The organism is Serinicoccus chungangensis (assembly GCF_006337125.1).
GTDB classification, from domain to species: Bacteria; Actinomycetota; Actinomycetes; order Actinomycetales; family Dermatophilaceae; genus Ornithinicoccus; species Ornithinicoccus chungangensis.
In genome coordinates this window covers 2,676,808-2,693,954 of the sequence record NZ_CP040887.1, presented here as the reverse complement: position 1 = coordinate 2,693,954, position 17,147 = coordinate 2,676,808, and the positions used below count along the sequence as shown (strand labels likewise).

The 17,147-nt window shown below is 66.1% G+C and carries 14 protein-coding genes and 1 pseudogene; 7 read left to right on the top strand and 8 right to left on the bottom strand.

The annotated features are described in order from the left end of the window. Positions 1-195 precede the first annotated feature (195 nt). Positions 196-657 (bottom strand): hypothetical protein, encoded by a 462-nt coding sequence (locus FHD63_RS12365; RefSeq protein ID WP_139722299.1) that lies wholly within the window; start codon positions 655-657, stop codon positions 196-198. A 958-nt stretch (positions 658-1,615) separates the two neighbouring features. Between FHD63_RS12365 and FHD63_RS12360 the strand changes: the two genes are divergently transcribed. Beyond that, a complete protein-coding gene (locus tag FHD63_RS12360; protein WP_139722298.1) occupies positions 1,616-5,518 on the top strand; it encodes an NACHT domain-containing protein in 3,903 nt (1,300 codons plus the stop codon). A gap of 60 nt (positions 5,519-5,578) precedes the next feature. On the opposite strand, the gene FHD63_RS15995 is transcribed toward FHD63_RS12360, so the two are convergent. The 4 genes and pseudogenes from FHD63_RS15995 to FHD63_RS12345 all read right to left on the bottom strand — a co-directional run bounded on the left by FHD63_RS15995 (position 5,579) and on the right by FHD63_RS12345 (position 8,289). Continuing rightward, positions 5,579-6,472 carry an ISL3 family transposase gene (locus FHD63_RS15995; RefSeq protein ID WP_275100655.1) on the bottom strand — a complete coding sequence of 298 codons (894 nt, stop codon included), beginning with the start codon at positions 6,470-6,472 and terminating at the stop codon, positions 5,579-5,581. Then, positions 6,463-6,867 (bottom strand): annotated as a pseudogene (locus tag FHD63_RS12355) (transposase family protein); the annotation flags it as partial. The gene FHD63_RS15995 and the pseudogene FHD63_RS12355, both read right to left, overlap by 10 nt. A gap of 293 nt (positions 6,868-7,160) precedes the next feature. Continuing rightward, the gene (locus FHD63_RS12350; protein ID WP_139722296.1) at positions 7,161-7,460 is read right to left on the bottom strand and encodes a hypothetical protein; all 300 of its coding nucleotides are present in this window, start codon (positions 7,458-7,460) and stop codon (positions 7,161-7,163) included. 85 nt (positions 7,461-7,545) lie between these two features. Then, entirely contained in the window at positions 7,546-8,289 is a 744-nt protein-coding gene (locus tag FHD63_RS12345; protein ID WP_194150434.1) for an ATP-dependent Clp protease proteolytic subunit, read from the bottom strand. On the opposite strand from FHD63_RS12345, the gene FHD63_RS12340 reads away from it, so the two are divergent. Next, on the top strand, positions 8,201-9,427 hold the full coding sequence (locus tag FHD63_RS12340) for an IS256 family transposase (protein WP_139722295.1): 1,227 nt from the start codon (positions 8,201-8,203) through the stop codon (positions 9,425-9,427). The genes FHD63_RS12345 and FHD63_RS12340 overlap by 89 nt on opposite strands. A 29-nt stretch (positions 9,428-9,456) precedes the next feature. On the opposite strand, the gene FHD63_RS16685 is transcribed toward FHD63_RS12340, so the two are convergent. Both FHD63_RS16685 and FHD63_RS12330 read right to left on the bottom strand, forming a co-directional pair. Then, on the bottom strand, positions 9,457-9,549 hold the full coding sequence (locus FHD63_RS16685; protein ID WP_238705655.1) for a hypothetical protein: 93 nt from the start codon (positions 9,547-9,549) through the stop codon (positions 9,457-9,459). Between the two features lie 239 nt (positions 9,550-9,788). Further along, positions 9,789-10,403: a TetR/AcrR family transcriptional regulator gene (locus tag FHD63_RS12330; RefSeq protein ID WP_238705654.1), complete on the bottom strand. Its 615-nt coding sequence runs from the start codon at positions 10,401-10,403 to the stop codon at positions 9,789-9,791. Between the two features lie 183 nt (positions 10,404-10,586). Here FHD63_RS12330 and FHD63_RS12325 point away from each other — a divergent pair, with 183 nt between their 5' ends. The 5 genes from FHD63_RS12325 (at position 10,587) to FHD63_RS12305 (ending at position 15,065) form a co-directional block, all read left to right on the top strand. Then, positions 10,587-11,618: an NAD(P)-dependent alcohol dehydrogenase gene (locus FHD63_RS12325; protein WP_238705653.1), complete on the top strand. Its 1,032-nt coding sequence runs from the start codon at positions 10,587-10,589 to the stop codon at positions 11,616-11,618. A gap of 95 nt (positions 11,619-11,713) precedes the next feature. Next, positions 11,714-12,205 carry a DUF6326 family protein gene (locus FHD63_RS12320; RefSeq protein WP_139722293.1) on the top strand — a complete coding sequence of 164 codons (492 nt, stop codon included), beginning with the start codon at positions 11,714-11,716 and terminating at the stop codon, positions 12,203-12,205. Between the two features lie 40 nt (positions 12,206-12,245). Then, complete coding sequence (locus tag FHD63_RS12315; RefSeq protein WP_139722292.1) at positions 12,246-13,052, top strand: CPBP family intramembrane glutamic endopeptidase; 807 nt, start codon at positions 12,246-12,248, stop codon at positions 13,050-13,052. 132 nt (positions 13,053-13,184) lie between these two features. Beyond that, positions 13,185-14,045: a CPBP family intramembrane glutamic endopeptidase gene (locus FHD63_RS12310; protein WP_139722291.1), complete on the top strand. Its 861-nt coding sequence runs from the start codon at positions 13,185-13,187 to the stop codon at positions 14,043-14,045. 243 nt (positions 14,046-14,288) lie between these two features. After that, the gene (locus FHD63_RS12305; RefSeq protein ID WP_139722290.1) at positions 14,289-15,065 is read left to right on the top strand and encodes an SDR family oxidoreductase; all 777 of its coding nucleotides are present in this window, start codon (positions 14,289-14,291) and stop codon (positions 15,063-15,065) included. 164 nt (positions 15,066-15,229) lie between these two features. On the opposite strand, the gene FHD63_RS12300 is transcribed toward FHD63_RS12305, so the two are convergent. Beyond that, positions 15,230-17,116: a penicillin-binding transpeptidase domain-containing protein gene (locus FHD63_RS12300; RefSeq protein WP_238705652.1), complete on the bottom strand. Its 1,887-nt coding sequence runs from the start codon at positions 17,114-17,116 to the stop codon at positions 15,230-15,232. Positions 17,117-17,147 lie beyond the last annotated feature (31 nt).

Genomic DNA, 17,147 nt, shown 5'->3' with positions numbered 1-17,147 from the left:
CCGGCGCAAGAGCCGAACCGGGGTATCCCAACGAATCCTGGACTGTGGACCAAGCTGCGCGAAGTGAACGCGACCCGGAGGACTATGCGAAACTGCCATAGCGAATCCCACCTCGCGGGTGGTCGAGTCAGTACCCAGACGCAGGGGAGGTGGGCACCCGAGCGGTGCCCACCTCCTTTCGACGGTCTCGGCTGCTCACGCCACCTCGGCGGCGTCCATCTCCTCGAGGATCGCCGCGGCGAGGTTCTTGTCCATCCGGTACTTCCGGGAGGCGTAGTCCGTCTCATAGACGGCCTTGACGCCGCCCCCGATGTGGTTGCGAGCGAAGCCGATGGCCGACATGCGGCCACCCATCGCCTTGCCATCGAAGTTCTCGTTGCCGGTCTTCTGCGCCATGTGCTCAAAGACAGTCTCGATCCCCACGGCCGGGGCGTTCTCCGCGATGAAGCGCAGCGCGAGAGCAGCGTCGGAGTCGTCGAGCCACTCCACAAGCTTGCGCAGGCGCGGGCGCGTCCAGTTGCCGGGAAGGTAGCCGTCGTTCTCCTCGCCCTTTTCGGTGCCACCGCCGCCGGTGACAGTCGTCTGGCCGTAGGCAACCTGGATCGCCGCAAGGGCGGCATCGAAGGTGTCCACCTCAGTGTCGATGGTGAGCTTCATGTCTTCTCCTCAGTTTCTGTGGCGTCCCTGGCCGGTCCGCCTGCACAACACTAAGAGTAGTTGTAGTCTTCTCTAGGTGTCAACAGTCCAGAGCAAGCCCTGATCAAGGGGTTGTTCAACGGCTCAGCGACCATCGCGTTGAGTCGTGTGCTCGGGGCCGCTGCGGCGGGGACCGTCACGACCGCTGCCTGGAGCGGCGGTGACGGACTCAGGCCAGACGACTTCCTTACAGGAAGGGAGCGTGCGCACGTTGTGCGGCGGAACACGTGCGCTCCCGCAGGCCGGCTCGGAGTCCGGGCCGGCAGTCCTCAGGTGATGCACGCGACATGGAGGCTGATCCCCGTCGAGATGCCCCTCGCGGAGCCCCACTTGCCTCGTCTCGACCGCGCCACCACCCACAGCTGACGCAGACCGAATCTGAGCAGGCTGTTCACGCCGTTCAGCTGCGGAACGGTATCGCTCCTACGCTTGTGCGCGATTCACCCGCAACCCGAGGTTCTGTGCTCAGAAGCTGCCCACGGGTCACCGCGTGACAGCTCACGTAGCCTCGGTCGGTCAGCAAGGGCGGGCTTCCCGTGAGCCTCCACCGCCGGCCGCCCCACCGGCGTTTCGGGCGAAACGCGGATCGGTGATCTGGAGACCCCACAAGAGCTCAGGCTGTACTCTCTTTGGAGGCTGGGCAACGTTGCGTCAGGGAGGGGCCACTGTGGATAACGGTAGAATCGTGAATCTTGAGCGATTCTGGCTGCCAGAGGGCAGGACATACTCGTTGACTCAGTCGGGGTGGCTGACCGACCCCGACGTCGGTGGTTTATGGAACCCAAATCCTGACGCGGTTGCCACCCCAGCTCTCGCGGATAGTAGGTGCCTGATCCTGCTTGGTGAACCCGGAATGGGAAAGACCAGCGCCCTACGGGGTGGAGCGGCTCTGCGGCCAGATTTGTCCGATCTTGTGAATATGCATGTCGACCTGGGCCTTTACGGCAGTGAAGAGCGGCTCGTCAGCGGCGTGTTCGAGAACAGGGTCATTACAGAGTGGCAGAGCGAGACAGGTGCCCTGTGCATCACCCTGGACAGTTTCGACGAGGCGCTAAGCCGGATCCCGACCCTGGATCGCATCCTGATCCACTACTTGAACATCTGGGACACGGCCAAACTATATCTCCGCATTGCGTGCCGAACCGCCGATTGGCCACGGAATCTGGATGGCGCTCTATCTGACCAATTTGGCGATGTGGCGCCACACGAGCTCCTGCCCCTTCGACGATCCGACGCGGCCCTGCTATTGCGCACTGCCGGACTTGAGCCGGATGAGGTCCTCCAAGCGATCGAACGCGCCCGCGTTGTGCCGCTAGCCGCGCGTCCCTTGACCCTGAACCTCATACAGTCGAGCATAGGACCCGATGGATCGATACCAGAAACCGGAAAGGACTTGTACGATCGCGGCCTTAGGGGCTTAGTTGACGAGTTGAATCTGGATCGCCGACGAGGTATTGGGTCGCCGGGTGCTGTGGCACGTCGCCTGAAGGCGGCGCAACGCATCGCCGCGATTTCACTTTTCGCCGGTCGCCCAAGCGTCTGGACGGGCCCTGTCGCCGAGGCTGGCACAGATGCCTTAACGCTCGACGATTGCCTGCCTTACAGTGACACTGGAAGCCCCGACATTACGTCCGATGATGTCCAAGAAACCCTACGATCTGGTCTCTTCACCGGTGCCGGCGAAGGACTCCTAACATGGTCCCACGCCACTTTCGCCGATTTTCTCGCTGCTCGCTGGGCGATCGACGAGGGATTGGAGCATGACCAGGTGCAATCACTCTTTGTCGCCAATGATGGCCGTCTATACCCTCGCGTGCGTCAGGTCGCGGCATGGTTGGTCGCCATGAAGCCGAACGAGTTTCGCGACTTCGTGAAGTCCGATCCTCAGGCCTTCTTGTCAGCCGTAGACATACCCGACGAAACCGTGCGCGAGGAGGTCGTGGGCGCACTTCTCGCGGATGCGGAGCGGGGGGAGATCTTCGACGACTTCGAGTCGGAGTATTCGGGGCTTCAGCATGCAGGGCTCGTCGAGCAACTTAGCCCAGCCCTCCAACGGGGGCAAGGCGAGGCGTGCAGGGTCGCGATCCGTATAGCGCGACATTGTTCCCTCCAAGGCGCACTGCCCGATCTCACCACGCTGGCTCTCAATGAAGCCGCGGACACACGCCTGCGTTCGTCAGCCGCTATGGCGATACATGATCTTGGGACTGGAGCGCCTAGCCATGATCTCGTGACGCTTGTCGGGCTCCATTCTACGAGTGCCAAGGGCCTGGAGCACCGAGAGCTTGAGGCAGCCGCACTGATGGCCTCCTGGCCCCACGCAATCTCCACCGAAGAAGTCTTTCGTATCCTATCGCCAGCCCATCCCAGGAACTACTACGGCCTCTACTCGGTGTTCGTGGACCACTTCGCATCAGGATTAGAGGACGCTGACCTCGAGCTAGCAGCTAAGTGGCTTCTTGATGACATGTCCAGGTTGGACGATAGCCGCCTGTCAACTCTTGTCAAATCGATAATGCGACTGTGCATTAACAACGTGGACAAAGACGTGGCCCGGCGGCTTCTTTTGCGGGTGGTGATGAAGCGTCTTGATGAATACCGGCCACCACTCGGCGGATCTGATGACGACGAGAGCCTCCAAATCGATGATCAACAACGCCGAACCATATTGCTCTTGTTGCTTGAACAAGCATCTGAGGACCAGTTGCAGCGCGCCGTTCTGTTTCCGGGGGGTGCGGAAGGTGGCTTGGTGCGCGAGGAAGACCTCGCTTGGTTGATTGCTCGATACAACGAGAGCGAGGGCCTCACCCGTACAAACGCGGGAAGAGCGGCACAGCACCTTGTCAATCCCTCACTGGCCACCCACAGGGAAGTAGTCCTACAGCTGAACGACGAGGATCCGGCAGCGTCACTCCTTGGCGGCTGGAAAAATGTCCTCCCCCTGGACTCCGATGAAGCAGTGCGATCGCGCGAGCAGTGGCAGAGATACGTGGCGCTGGAGCGCCGCATGCTCTCTCGCAGACAAGAGGAAGGGCGGGACGAGTGGATCAACCCGCGCATCGCCACGGACATCGCGCAAGCGGCGTCGGGTGACTATGAGAAGTTTTGGTACTCAGCGCGCCTCGTAACCGTCAGACCGGGCACAACCGCCTTCATGGACGAGTACCAGCCAGACCTGACCCGGCATCCTCGCTGGGACACCCTGCCTCCCTCCACGCAGCGAGACTTCGTAACGGCTGCGCCTATCTATTTGCGGAATGGTAAGTGTCGATCCGAACTCTGGTTCAACCTAGACAAGGTATCTTATCCGGCCCAAGCTGCTTATAGAGCTTTTGTACTCTTGTTGCGCCTAGCGCCCCAGTCTTTGGACACGCTGGCCCCTGCGGTCTGGCGTGAATGGGCGCCCGTGCTAATAGATTGGACCGCGACTTTAAATGGAGCGAGCGCAGAGGATAAGCGTCGGCTTCTCGAGATAGCTCGCCAGCATGCAGCAGCAGAACTCCACGCGTATGCCCTTGCAGTGATAGACCATTGCATTGCAAACGATCAGCAGATCTTTTTGCGCGTGGAAATGGAGGCGCTCGACTCTGAAGTCATTGCAACCGAGTTGGTGGATCGGCTCGGTCGCCCCATGGCAGCGGCGGCGAGAGACACCTTGCTCGACTTCCTCATAGAGAGGCACCCTGGCCTCCTGGCTCCGCTGCTTCGCTCGTGGTTGGAGCCGGAACAACGGAAGGAGACACCTGAGCGTGCGATGGATGCCGCGTACCGCCTGCTCCGAGGTGATGCGCGCGACTCATGGCCTGTCCTGCGTTCCCTGTTGGATAAGGAACCGCAACTCATGGAACAGGCGCTCTTGCGGGCGGCTCAAGCATTCGATCGCCGTGCGCCGGAGCTCGACCCCCAAGAGGTGGCTGATCTGTACCTGTGGTTAACGGAACGCTTCCCGCCGGAGGAGGACCCTGACTTCGAGCAGGTGCACGTTGTTGGCCCGCGCGAAGCCGTTGCGACATGGCGAGATTCTTTGTTGGGCACCCTTTCTAGGCTCGGAACACAGGAGGCGGTGAGTGCGGTAGAACGGATTGCTCAAGTTCGATCGGATCAACCTTGGCTATCGCGCGTCGTCTCGGAGGCACGTCGGCGGCTCCGCGAGCACGCATGGGAACCGCTCACTCCTGAGGCGATTGGTCAACTGGCCGGTAGTAGACGCGCGCGGTTAGTGCGGACAGACGCAGACTTGTTGGCTGTCACGATGCGAGCACTGGATGAGATTCAAGCGCGCCTGCAAGCCGACACGCCTGCCTCTCATTTGTTGTGGGACACGCATGCCAAGCGACCGAAGTCGGAAGAAGAAATCTCAGACTATTTAGCCATCGAGCTGGAGCAACGCCTCAACGCGAGCGGCGCCGTTGTAAATCGCGAAGTTCAAGTGCGTCGTAACAAACCGACTGGCCTGCCCGAGCGCACGGACCTTCGTATAGAAGCGATGCCGCCCCTCGGGAATGACGATCCAGGCCGCTCCCTCCGCGTTCCCGGAGAAGTAAAGGGTATCTGGAACGAGGGCTTGATTGATTCGCTTGTCGATCAGCTGGTGCAGCGGTACATGCTTGACTACCAAATCGACCACGGAATCTATATCGTTGCATGGTTTGATCCCGAGTCATGGACGTCGGACGATTCGCGCCGCAGGAAGTCTGCTAGGCATGGTGACCTTGAAACAGTGCGGGCGGCCCTAGAGTCTCTAGCCCGCAAACAGGACGCGATGGGGAAGTGTGTTCAAGTGAGGGTTCTGGACTGCTCGCTGAAGCGGAGGCAATTGTAGGTCAAATCCCGCGCTATCCATCCTAATGCGGCTCTTCGTAGTTGAGCGGGGCGGGGCTGTTCATGCTGCTGACCTGTGCCCTCGGGTGAGGGTGATGTGGGCCAGTATGCGTCGTCGGTAGTTCTCCATGTTGCGGTACCCGCAGCCGACTCTCTTGGTGTCCTTGATGATCCGGTTGAAGCCCTCGGTGCGGGCGTTCGTGACGTTCTCGGTGAGCGCGGTGAGGATGGCCGGCCACCAGGTCTGGACCGTGGTGGCCAGACGGGTGGTCTCGGTCATGTGGGAGTCCGCCGCGGCGTTGTAGAAGTCGAACAGCCGGGCCCGGATGACGGGCGGGTCGCTGGCGTCCAGGAGCAGCCTGAGGCGTTCCTTGACGGCGTGCGCGGCGCCAATCTCGTTGGTGGTGTCCTCGGCCGCCAAGGTGGTCTGCAGGCGCGCGACCTGCTTGGTCGAGAGGTGTTCGTACCCGGTGAGCAGCAGCTGCCGGTGGGCCCAGGTCGCCTCGGCGGTGGTGCCTCGCCGGCCCAGACGTTCCCGGGTAACGCGTTGGCGGACCTCGGTGACCATCTGGTTGGCCAGTGCCACCAGGTGCCACTTGTCGACCGCGACCCGCGCGTGCGGTAGCGCGGCCCGCACACCGGAGGCGTACGGCGCCGAAGGGTCGATGACGACCAGCTCGATGCCCTCGCGGAACGCCTGGGACTGCTCACCGAGCCAGTCGACGACGCAGGCCCCCGACCTGCCCGGGACCAGGCCCAGCAACGCGCCCGGGGCGCTGGTGTCGGCGTTGACGAAGGAGGTCATCCACGGGTTGGACCTTCTCCACCCGGCCTCTTCCAGGACCCACCGCACGGACCTGGCGCGGGTCTCGTCGATGCCCAGCACCCGGGTCGGCTCCGGTTCGGGGAACCATGCGGTCGCCGCGGCGATGAGCGCCTGTGCGCGGTGTGCCAGGACACGCCGTGCTCGGCGGCGACGTCGGACACCGCCCGGTTCGACCGGGCGATCGCTGCAGCGAGCTCGGCGCGCAACCGGGCGCTGAGCCTGGCTCGGGCCGGGATCTGGGTGGACTGCTGGGTGAACGTCGCCCGCTGGCACCCAGTCTGCTGACAGACCAGGCGCCGCTTGCGCCACCACAGATCCAGGATCTGACCGCTGACCTTCAGGTCCTTCACCGCCACGATCAGACGGTCCTTGACCCTGCTGGTCAGGACCCCGCACCCCGGGCAGGCACCCTCGCTCGCCCTGACCTCGATGAGCGCCTTGACCCGCCCCGGGTCGATCCGCTCGATCAGCAGGACGGTGAACTCGTCCTCCAGACCCAGAAGTACTGCCGTACCGTCGTCCATGCTCGTGGCCTCGTCGCTGTCGGTGGTGAGAGACCAACAGCATGTCGGGGCCACGAGCCCGATCACCTACCGGGCGCCCCGCTCAACTACGAAGAGCCCCTAATGCCGCCCTGCTCTAGGGAATTGATCTGGATGGTCAGCCGCCGGATCGGCCGAGCCAAGCGGAAGGCAGAGGTCGTGAGACGTACCTGCTCGGTACGTTCGGCGGTCAGGAATGTTTCGCTCGCCGCCCAGTATTCGGCCCTGGGTCTATCGGACGTGACTCATCGCGATGCTAATCGTCCAGCTTTCAGTCAGTCCTCCACTTCCGCCCACAGGTCAGGGTTCTCCGCGAGAGAGTCAGCAAGTGTGCGGCACGAAATGATGGCAGGGTTCTCTTCGGGCCAGGTGTCAGGAAGTAGCGATGCGTCGGCGGTCTCCGGCCGCCTAAGAACTTGCCAGTCATCCCATCCGCCACCCGGTTCTTTGCGTAGTTCCGCGACGACGTTAGTCCTCGCGCGCCTTGAGTCTCGCGTGTAGACAGTCATCCTTCCGCCCTCGGGCACGAACTTGAGGGCTGCATACAGCGCAGTCGTAGAGTCGAGCACAGTCATGCTCGAAACAGTAGCGCTCTCAAGAGGTCCTGGGAGGACACGTCGGATCGTGCCGCTCCGGTGCTGCTGCGCTTCCATCGACCGCTCATCGGCATGAGGGTGATGTATCGACCGCCGACTCCAGCTGGCCATTCGACCTCGCGAAGTCGCGACGGCCGCCGACCTCGACGGCGGGGGAGGGCGAGCGGCCTAGATTGGTAGGGGAGTCAAGAGTGACGGACAAGCTCGACCGCTGTCCGCTATGTCGCCTTGGCTGTGGGGCGTGCGACTCTCCCCCTCGGCAGACCGGCGGCAGACCGGCGGCAGACCGGCGGTGGAGCGGCCAAGGGGAGCCGGGAGACGCCAGCCATGATGCACGTATGCTGCACGAAACGGCCCGAAGGCCCTTTCCCGGCTGTTTGTGCAGGTCAGGGCGTTGTGGCTGGGAGTCTTGTAAACAGGTGGTTGAGGGTTCGAGTCCAACGCGAGTGGTGTGGGTCGCCGCCCTCACGAACTGCATGGCGTCGTAGATCGCCAGCATCGCGGGGATCGAGCCGCCTGGGGAGTTGATGCAAGAGCTGGACCGGCTGGTCTGGGTTGCGGACTCCAGCTGGATGAGCTGGGCGATGATCGCGTTGGCGAAGTAAGAGTCCCGCGGAGTGGTGGGGTTTGGGGAGTGGGTGTGGCTCCCTGACGTAGGGAGGTCATCGGCGAGATGCTCGGTGTGTACCGCCAAGTACTCACCAGAGGAGATCTCACCGATGACCCTTTCCCAGTCTGCCGTGTCCGACCTGCTGGACGCACTTCGCACCGGTGACGGCGTAGATCTGGTGCGCGAGTCCGTGCGCATGGTCCTGCAGGAGCTGATCGAGGCCGAGGCCACCGAAGCCATCGGCGCCGCCCGCTACGAACGCACGCCCGGGCGGGTGACCGAGCGCAACGGGACCCGCCCGAAGCTGTTGACGACCAAGGGCGGCGACGTCACGGTCGCGCTGCCTAAGCTGCGCCAGGGCAGCTTCTTCCCCAGCATCTTGGAACCGCGTCGGCGGATCGACCAGGCGCTGTACGCGGTGGTGATGGAGGCCTACGTCCACGGTGTCTCGACCCGCTCGGTCGACGACCTCGTGGTCGCCCTGGGCGGGACCGGGATCTCCAAGTCCGAGGTGTCGCGGATCTGCGCCGGCCTGGATGAGTCCGTGGGGGCGTTCCGCACCCGCCGCCTGGACCACGCCCGCTTCCCCTACGTCTACCTCGACGCGACCTACCTGCACGTGCGCACCGAGGCCGCGATGGTGGTGTCCAAGGCCGTCGTGATCGCGACCGGTGTCACCGAGCACGGCCGCCGGGAGATCCTGGGCCTGGACGTCGGCGACAGCGAGGACGAGGTCTTCTGGCGCGCGTTCCTGACCGGCTTGCGCAAGCGTGGGCTGTCCGGTGTGCAGCTGGTGATCTCCGACCAGCACGCCGGCCTGGTCGCCGCGCTGAGGCGGGTGTTCCAGGGCTCGGCCCACCAACGCTGCCGGGTCCACTTCATCCGCAACGTCCTCGCGCACGTACCCAAGGCCGAGACAGAGATGGTCGCCGCGGTCTTCCGGACCATCTTCGCCCAGCCCGACCTGGCCTCCATGGCCCGGCAGTGGGACAAGGTCCGCGACGACCTCGCCGGCCGGTACCCCAAGACCGCCCCGCTCATGGACGCCGCCAAGGCCGAGGTCCTCGCCTTCGCCGTGTTCCCACGGGAGCACTGGCGCAAGATCTGGTCCACCAACCCCCTTGAGCGGCTCAACAAGGAGATCAAACGCCGCTCCCGCGTCGTCGGAATCTTCCCCAACGAGGCCGCCGTCATCCGCCTCATCGGCGCCGTCCTGGCAGACACCCACGACGAGTGGCAGGTCGACGACCGCCGCTACCTCTCCGAAGGCTCCATGGCCAAGCTCTACCCCACCAGCGATACTGAAACCGTCGCCCTCCAAGAAGGCGACCGGTAGGCAACGAGCATCACCTCAAAGCCCACCACTCAGCGGGGCTCAGTCTTGGCGAACTCGTAGTCGATCGCCTCCTGCGCGCTGAACCAACGGTCCCGACGCGAGTCGCGTTCCACGGTGGCCATGTCCATACCGGTGTCCCCGGCGATGAGTCACAGGACGGTGTCCCGGGTATTCCGCAGGTCGTCGGCCTGGATAGCGATGTCCATCGCCCTGCCACCCCGATGCCGGCCGACCCCTGGTGCAGCAGCACCACGGAGCGCGGCATCGCGAACCGCTTCCCCCGGGGTCCGCCCAGGGGCAGCGTTTGACGCTCGAACAGGCGTCGGGACATCTCCTCGTCCAGGGATGGTCCCGAGCGTGGCTACGCTGAGGTTCTCAAGGGCTCGAGCGCCGAGAGGATGAGGTCGAGGCCGAAGATGAACTCCTCTGCTGGGTCGTAGCCGGCGGTGGCAAGGGTCGCGGCGGACTCGTGAAGGTAGGGGAACTGGTCCGGAGGGAGCTGGGGCAGGTAGACGTCCTCGACCATGTCCGCGAGCTCGCCGGCGGTGTCGAACGGGAGGGTGGTTTCCTGCAAGGCATACCCGTAGACGTAGCTGTCGAGCACCCAGTTGGCGTGCGTCGCCATCGGGACTGTGAAGCCGGACCTGCGCAGGCAGGCGGTGACTGCCTCGCGGTGGCGGAGGTTCGCGGGCCCCGGCGTCGTCCGCGACTCCATCAGGACGGTCGCCCACGGGTGGCGGGCGAGAACCTGCCGGGCCGACACCGCCCGCTGTCGCATCGCCGTCCGCCAGTCACTCTCCCGGGGAGGAAGTTCGATCTCCTCGAAGACGACATCGATCATGGCGTCCAGCAGCTGTTCCTTGTTTGCCACGTAGTGGTAGAGCGACATCGCACCCACGTCGAGCGCGCCTGCCAGCCGGCGCATACTCAGCCCGTGGACCCCGTCGCGGTCGGCGAGCCGGACGGCCTCGACCACGACCCGATGCCTGTTCAGGCCCGTCTCCGATGCGGACTGACGTTCGTTCCCCAGAGACACGGGTGACCTCCCTTCCTCAACCCTCTTGACAATCGTACAGCGTACGTCGATAGTACGACGTACGGCGGTTCGTACGCCGTACGAGCCACTCAAGAGTCGACCTTAGGACGTGAGGAGATGTTGGTGAAAGCCGCGCAGCCATCGGATGATCCAGCCCCCCAGGCGCCGCTGGACAGACCGGCAATGATGCGGGCCGTCGCGCAGCAGCGCTACGGCCTCTCCTCGGTGCTCGCGACGATCGAGGTCGACGTGCCGTTGCCCGGCGCGCGCGATGTGCTCGTCCAGGTGGGTGCGGCCTCGGTGCATCTCGGTGACTACTTCGTCATGACCGGGAAGCCGTATGTGCTGCGCCTCGTGTTCGGGCTCCGCCGGCCGCGCCACGGGATCCCGGGCCGTGATCTCGCCGGCGTGGTGGCAGCGGTCGGGAAGGAGGTCACTGCTGTGCGCCCCGGCGACGAGGTGTTCGGCTGGAGCACGGCGGGAACGCTGGCGGAGTACGTCTGCGTCCCGGCGGACCACGTCGTGCCCGTGCCTGCCGGCACCTCGGTCGTGGAGGCGGCTGCAGTCCCCACGTCGGGCTTGACGGCGTTGCAGGCGATGCGGGACATCGCGAAGGTTCGACCTGGCCAGACCGTGCTGATCACGGGAGCGTCGGGCGGGGTGGGCTCCTTCGCCGTGCAGATCGCCAAGGCGCTCGGCGCGGAGGTGACCGGTGTATGCAGTAGCCGCAACGTCGACCTGGTCCGCTCCCTGGGTGCCGACCACGTCGTGGACTACACCAGGACCGACTTCACCCGCGTCGACAACGGCTACGACGTCATCCTCGACAACGTGGAGTCCCAGCCCCTGGCAGCTGTCCGCAGAGCGCTGACGCCTGCCGGCACCCTCATTCCCAACAGCGGACGCGGTGGCCGCTGGCTCGGGCCGCTCGGCCGGATCGTCAGAGCGCGCGTGCTGTCCGGGTTCACCCGTCAGCGACTGAAGCCTTTCGCATCGGTCGAGAAGCCCAAGGACCTGCTCACCCTGGCCGACCTCCTCCTGACTGGGCAGGTCACACCGGTCATCGACCGCACCTATCCCCTCCACGAAGCAGCCGACGCCCTCCGCTACGTCGGGGTCGGCCACACCCGGGGAAAGGTCGTGGTCACCATCTGAGGACCTCGACGACAAGAACGACACCTCGTGCCCTTTCCACCCTCGGACCTGACGTCACTGCGGCTGAAGGACCCCTCTTCCTCGGAGAAGAACCGATGACCAACCGAACGAACACCCCGGACCAGCTCGATACCCCACCGATCCCCGTGCAGGCCAAACTCGCCGCAGCCTGGACCAGCTTCATGTTCCTCTACGTCTACGTGGACATTCTGGCCCTCTACAAGCCCGGCGTCGTCGACGGCATCCTGGCCGGGGTCGTCTGGGAGCTCGACATCACCCCCACCTGGGCCATCTCGGCCTTGACCCTCCTGGCCATACCCATCCTCATGGTCGTCCTCTCGATGACCCTGCCCGCCCGGGCCAACCGCATCACGAACCTGGTCGTGGCCGCGCTACAGATCCCCTTCGCGGCGTTCAACGCGGTGGGGGAGATAGGCGAGCCCTGGATGTACTTCTACGTCCTCGGCGTCGCACTGGAAGTCGTCGTTCTCGCCTTCATCCTTCGCTCCGCCTGGACCTGGCCACGCCGCACCGCATCACCTTCGACCCCCGTCCCCGAGGGGCGCCCCGCGCCGCAACAGGCATGACTACCCGGCTCGCTGTGCTGCCGGCGGAGAGCAGCAGGTCATGACATCCCTCATTCCGCCCGCGTCGGTCCAAGGCGGCGCCGAACATGACATCCCAGCCGAGAACCCGATCCCTCAACTCACCCTCCCCGGGGTGATACGAGTCTGGGCAGCGGCCGCTGTGCCCATGGCCGGGTTGGCGTGGGTGCTCGCGCCTCTGCTCGCATCAGGGTGGGACTCGCCTCTCGCCCTCGCGAAGTCCCTCATCGTGCTGCTCACTGCGGGCATGGTCTGGCAGTTCGTGCTGGTCCTGCTCCTCGTCTTCAAGGAACAGCGAACCTTGAGGTGGTCCGTTGTTCGGGACGTGCTCTGGCTGCGTGCTCCTCGTGACCCGCGCACGGGCCGACGCGGTGGACGAACGTGGCTCGTCGTCCCGATCGTCGTCATCGCGTTTGCTCTCGTGGAATTCCTTCCGTTCGAGATCGCCCCTGCCCCGGGGCGCGACTTCGGTGACTTTCTCGGTTCCCCTGACGGACAGGCAACGGTCTCCGGCTCTTGGCTGTGGCTGGGGGTTCTGCTGGCCTTCTTCGCCTTCAACACCGTCCTGGGTGAGGAGCTGCTCTTCAGGGGGTACCTCTTGCCCCGGATGAGAGGCGTCTTCGGATCGAGGGACTGGATCGCCAACGGTGTCCTCTTCGCGATCTATCACCTGCACGTCCCCTGGGTGATCCCGATCGCCCTCATCGACACGTTCCTCCTGTCACTACCGTCTCGCCGATACCAGAGCGCCCTCGTCGGCATCATCACCCACAGCGGGCAGAGCCTGTTCCTCTTCGTCCTCGTCCTGATGCTGTTCCTGACTCCCTAGCCCTCCCGGGTCCCCGTCCGGGCTCGGCCTCAGCAGCACGTCTGACGTTGGCGGCCAGTGAACCGCTGTCCCGAGACATCGGAGATTCGCTCGCACCACCTTCCCGCTTTCGCTGCACCGAGGAGATGCACCATGGAGAAACACGGCAACCAGACCTTCAACACCCCCACGGAACGCGACCGACCGGCCGCCCCCTTTCCGTCCTGGCGTGAGATCGCCGGCTACGTCGTCCTGGCCAGCGGGCTGTGCTGGCTCGTGATCGCCCCGGCCATGCTGGGGTTCATCGACGCCGACGTGGCCCCGGCACTCGTCCCAGTTGCCCAGCTCACGCCCCTGGTCGCCGCACTCGTCTTCCTTCGGGTGCTGCGCCCCGGCCGGGCCCGCGACCTGCTGGCACTTCGTTGGAACCGTTCCGGCCGCTGGGCGGCCCTGGGTGTGGGCATCCTGATGGTGATCGGGGCCGTGCAGCTGGTCTCGGGGCTGCTCCTCGGGTGGCGCCCACGGCCAACCGCCGAGATCCTGACCGCCGCGTCCGTCGTCCTACCCCTCCTGGTGCTGCAGGCAACATTCGCCGTCGGCGAGGAGACCGGTTGGCGCGGATGGCTGCTCAGCCGGACCCGACACCTCGGGTTCCCGGCAGCCGCAGTCATCTCGGCAGGGGCCTGGACGCTCTGGCACCTTCCAGCACTCACGTTCCTGCCCGACCCGATCTCGGCCGAGTCTGCCGCTTATCTGCTGGGGATCGCCTCATGGGCGCCTTTCCTGGTGGCCCTGCGACTCGTCTCTGGGTCGGTGTGGCCCGCCGTGCTCGTTCATGGGGCGATCAACAGCGTGCGTGTCTTCCTGCTGCAGTCGGTCGCCGACTCAGGCGGTGTCGACTGGCGCATTGAGGCGCTGGGCTGGGTGCTGTGGCTCCTCGCGGCCGTGCTGCTCGCCAGGCACGGGACTGTGGGCTCGGCTCACCAGGCTCCGGAAACCCGTCAACCCCTGTGAACGTGGCGGTGGCAAGCGCCTGGCCCTACTGCCTTCATGCCCGTGGGGGGTGCCCTGCAGGTGGGCTGACGCAGAGACGTGACAACAGTGTGCGCACGGTCGGGCCTCGCTCTCGGGCCGACGTCCGCGCCACCGGGTCGAGCGCCGGATCGGAACTGGCTGCGCATGCTGCCGATCACTGGCCTACCTCGTAGGTTGGGTTGGGCCGTCCCATCACGAGCGACGGCAGGAGAGGAGCACAGCATGCTGAAGGGCAAGGTCGCGCTGGTCACCGGTGCGGGGTCGGGCATCGGTGAGGCGAGCGCACGGGCGCTGGCCGCGCAGGGAGCGGACGTCACCCTGGTCAGTCGCACCCGGGAGGAGCTGGAGGAGGTCGCGGCCGACCTCGAGGCCGCGGGCGCCCAGGCCCTGGTGGTCACCGGCGACGTCAGTGACGAGGACGATGCGCGTCGGATGGTCTCGGAGACCGTGGAGCGCTTCGGCGGGCTCGACGTCGTCGTCGCCAACGCCGGGGTCAACGGCACGTGGGCCGGCATCGAGGACCTCGAGCTGGAGGACTTCCGGTCCACGATCGACATCAACCTGACCGGGACCTTCCTCACCATCAAGCACGCGGTGCCGCACCTGGCCGAGGGTGGCGGCTCGGTCGTGGTCGTCTCGTCGGTCAACGGCACGCGGATGTTCTCCAACTCCGGTGCCACGGCATACGCCGCGAGCAAGGCGGGCCAGGTCGCCCTGACCAAGATGCTGGCCGTCGAGCTCGGGCCGCGCAAGATCCGCCTCAACGTGGTGTGCCCCGGGGCGATCGACACCGAGATCGACGACAACACGACGGCCGCGAACGAGGACGTCAAGATCCCGGTCGAGTTCCCGCAGGGGGAGATCCCGCTCACCGCGGGGACCCCCGGCTCGGCGCAGCAGGTGGCCGAGCTGGTGGCCTTCCTCGCCTCGGACGCAGCCGGCCACATCAGCGGCACCGAGGTGTGGGTCGACGGGGCGCAGTCGCTGCTGCAAGGGTGACCGGCGATCCGCGGCCTGACGCCCGGAGAGGGGACAGAGCCGTCACCGTCCAGTGAGTAACCTCTGGGCCCAGGCATCGCGTCCGGACGTCTGATCTCGCCCCTCACACGTCCTGAGTGGGAGGGTGGTTCGTCGAGCACGCACCAGCGTGGCACCGTGCTGCCCTACGGGAGCAGCCCGTGAGCCTCGGTGAGGAAGGCGTCCATGATCGGCCCCGCCGTGGTGGAGCCGAGCTCGCCCTCCTCGACGAAGACCGCCACCGCCAGGTCCCCCTGGACGGCGATCATCCAGACGTGCGTCTGGAGGGGGTCCTGGGTCCCGAACTCCGCCGTGCCGGTCTTGGCGATGATCGGCGGCCCTGGGTTGTCCGCCAGGATGCTGGCGCCTCCCTCGGTGACGACCGCCCGCATCATCTCCTGCAGCGCTCGGGCCTCGGAGGGCTGGATGCCGCCCGTGGGCGACGGCACCTGTTGCTGCGCCACGATGCGCGGGACCACCGGCTCGCCCCGCGCGACCGTGCCGGCGAACGCGGCCATGGCGATGGGGGAGACGAGCACCCGCCCCTGGCCGATGAGGCTGGCGGCGTGCTCGGTGTCGCTCTGCGCCGCGTCCGGGACGGAGCCGGAGAAGGCGGTGACCGGCATGTCCCAGACGGCCCCCAGCCCGAGGTCCGCTGCCGCTCCTGCCAGCGCCGTCATCGGCACCTCGTCCCGCTGGTCGATGAGGGCGGTGTTGCACGAGTTGGCGAGCGCGGTCGTCAGGCTGATGGGTCCGAGGGCGGACGTGGGGTAACCGGGGACGTTGGTGAACCGGTACCCGTCGACCGTCAGTGTCTCGGCGCACGTCACCTCCGATCCCGGCGTGAAGCCCTGGCGCAGCAGGCCCAGCGTCGAGGCGACCTTGAAGGTCGACCCGGGGGCGTACTGCCCGGCGAGCGCCGTGGAGGCGCCCTGCGACCCGGGCCCGTTCGCGACGGCCAGCAGGTCACCCGTCGAGTGGTCCAACGCCACGATGGCACTCGGTGGCCCGACCTCCGCGAGCGCCGCCTCGGCCTCCCGCTGCAGCGGACCGCTCAGGGTGAGGCGCAGCTCCTCGCCCGCCTCGGCCTCCTGCTCCATCACCGGGGTCGAGCTGCCCGTGTCCTCGTCCACCGCCACCACGCGGGTCGACGGCTGCCCCCGCAGCTGGTCGTCGAACGCGGCCTGCAGCCCCGTGAGGCCCACGACGTCACCGGCCTCGTAGCGCTCGGGCTCCTGCTCGAGCAGCTCGGCGGTCACCGGCCCCACCGTCCCGAGCAACGGCTGCGCGAAGGTCCGGGTAGGGCCCAGCACCTGCTCGTCCTCGATCGCCGTCGCGCCGGGTATGTCCTCGGTGGCCGCCGCCAGCTCCTGACCGTCGGGGTCGTCCTGCCGATAGGTGATGAGCTCGACGAACGCCTCGGGGCCGGCCGACGTCACGCGGTCGCTGTAGGCGTCCTCGTCCAGCCCGGCAGCCTCGGCGAGGTCGCGGGACGCCGTGGTGGCCTGCTCTGCGGCGAGGCGGGTCTTGTCGATCCCGATCCTCCAGACGGGACGGCGGGTGGCCAGCGGGTCCCCGTCCCGGTCGACGATGTCGGCCCGTGGCTCGCGGACCTGCTCCACCTCCAGCCGCTGCCCCAGGGGGACCCCCAGCAGGGCGTGCTCCCACGCCACCGACCAGACGTCCTCCGAGACCCGCATGCGCATCGGCACCTCACGGACCAGTTCGGATCCCTCGCCGGGGAGGTCGAAGGTCAGACGCAGCCGGGCCGTGCTCCGCATCGCGTCGTCGGCCGGCTCGACCTCGACGACCTCGACCGACAAGGGCGCCTCGCCCAGGCCGGCATACGCCTGCTCGAGCTGCTGCTGGGACGTCTCGGGCGTCCCGTCCACCACCGGCAGACCGCTCAGGTCACCGGCCTCCAGGGCGTCGGCGACGGCCTCGGCGACCTGTGACGGCGACCCTTCCGGGCCGCTGTCGCACGCCGCCAGGCCCACCACGCCCAGGACGGCGAGGCCCACGGATGTCGCCACCGCGAACCTGCGGGGAGTCCTCGGGGAAGTC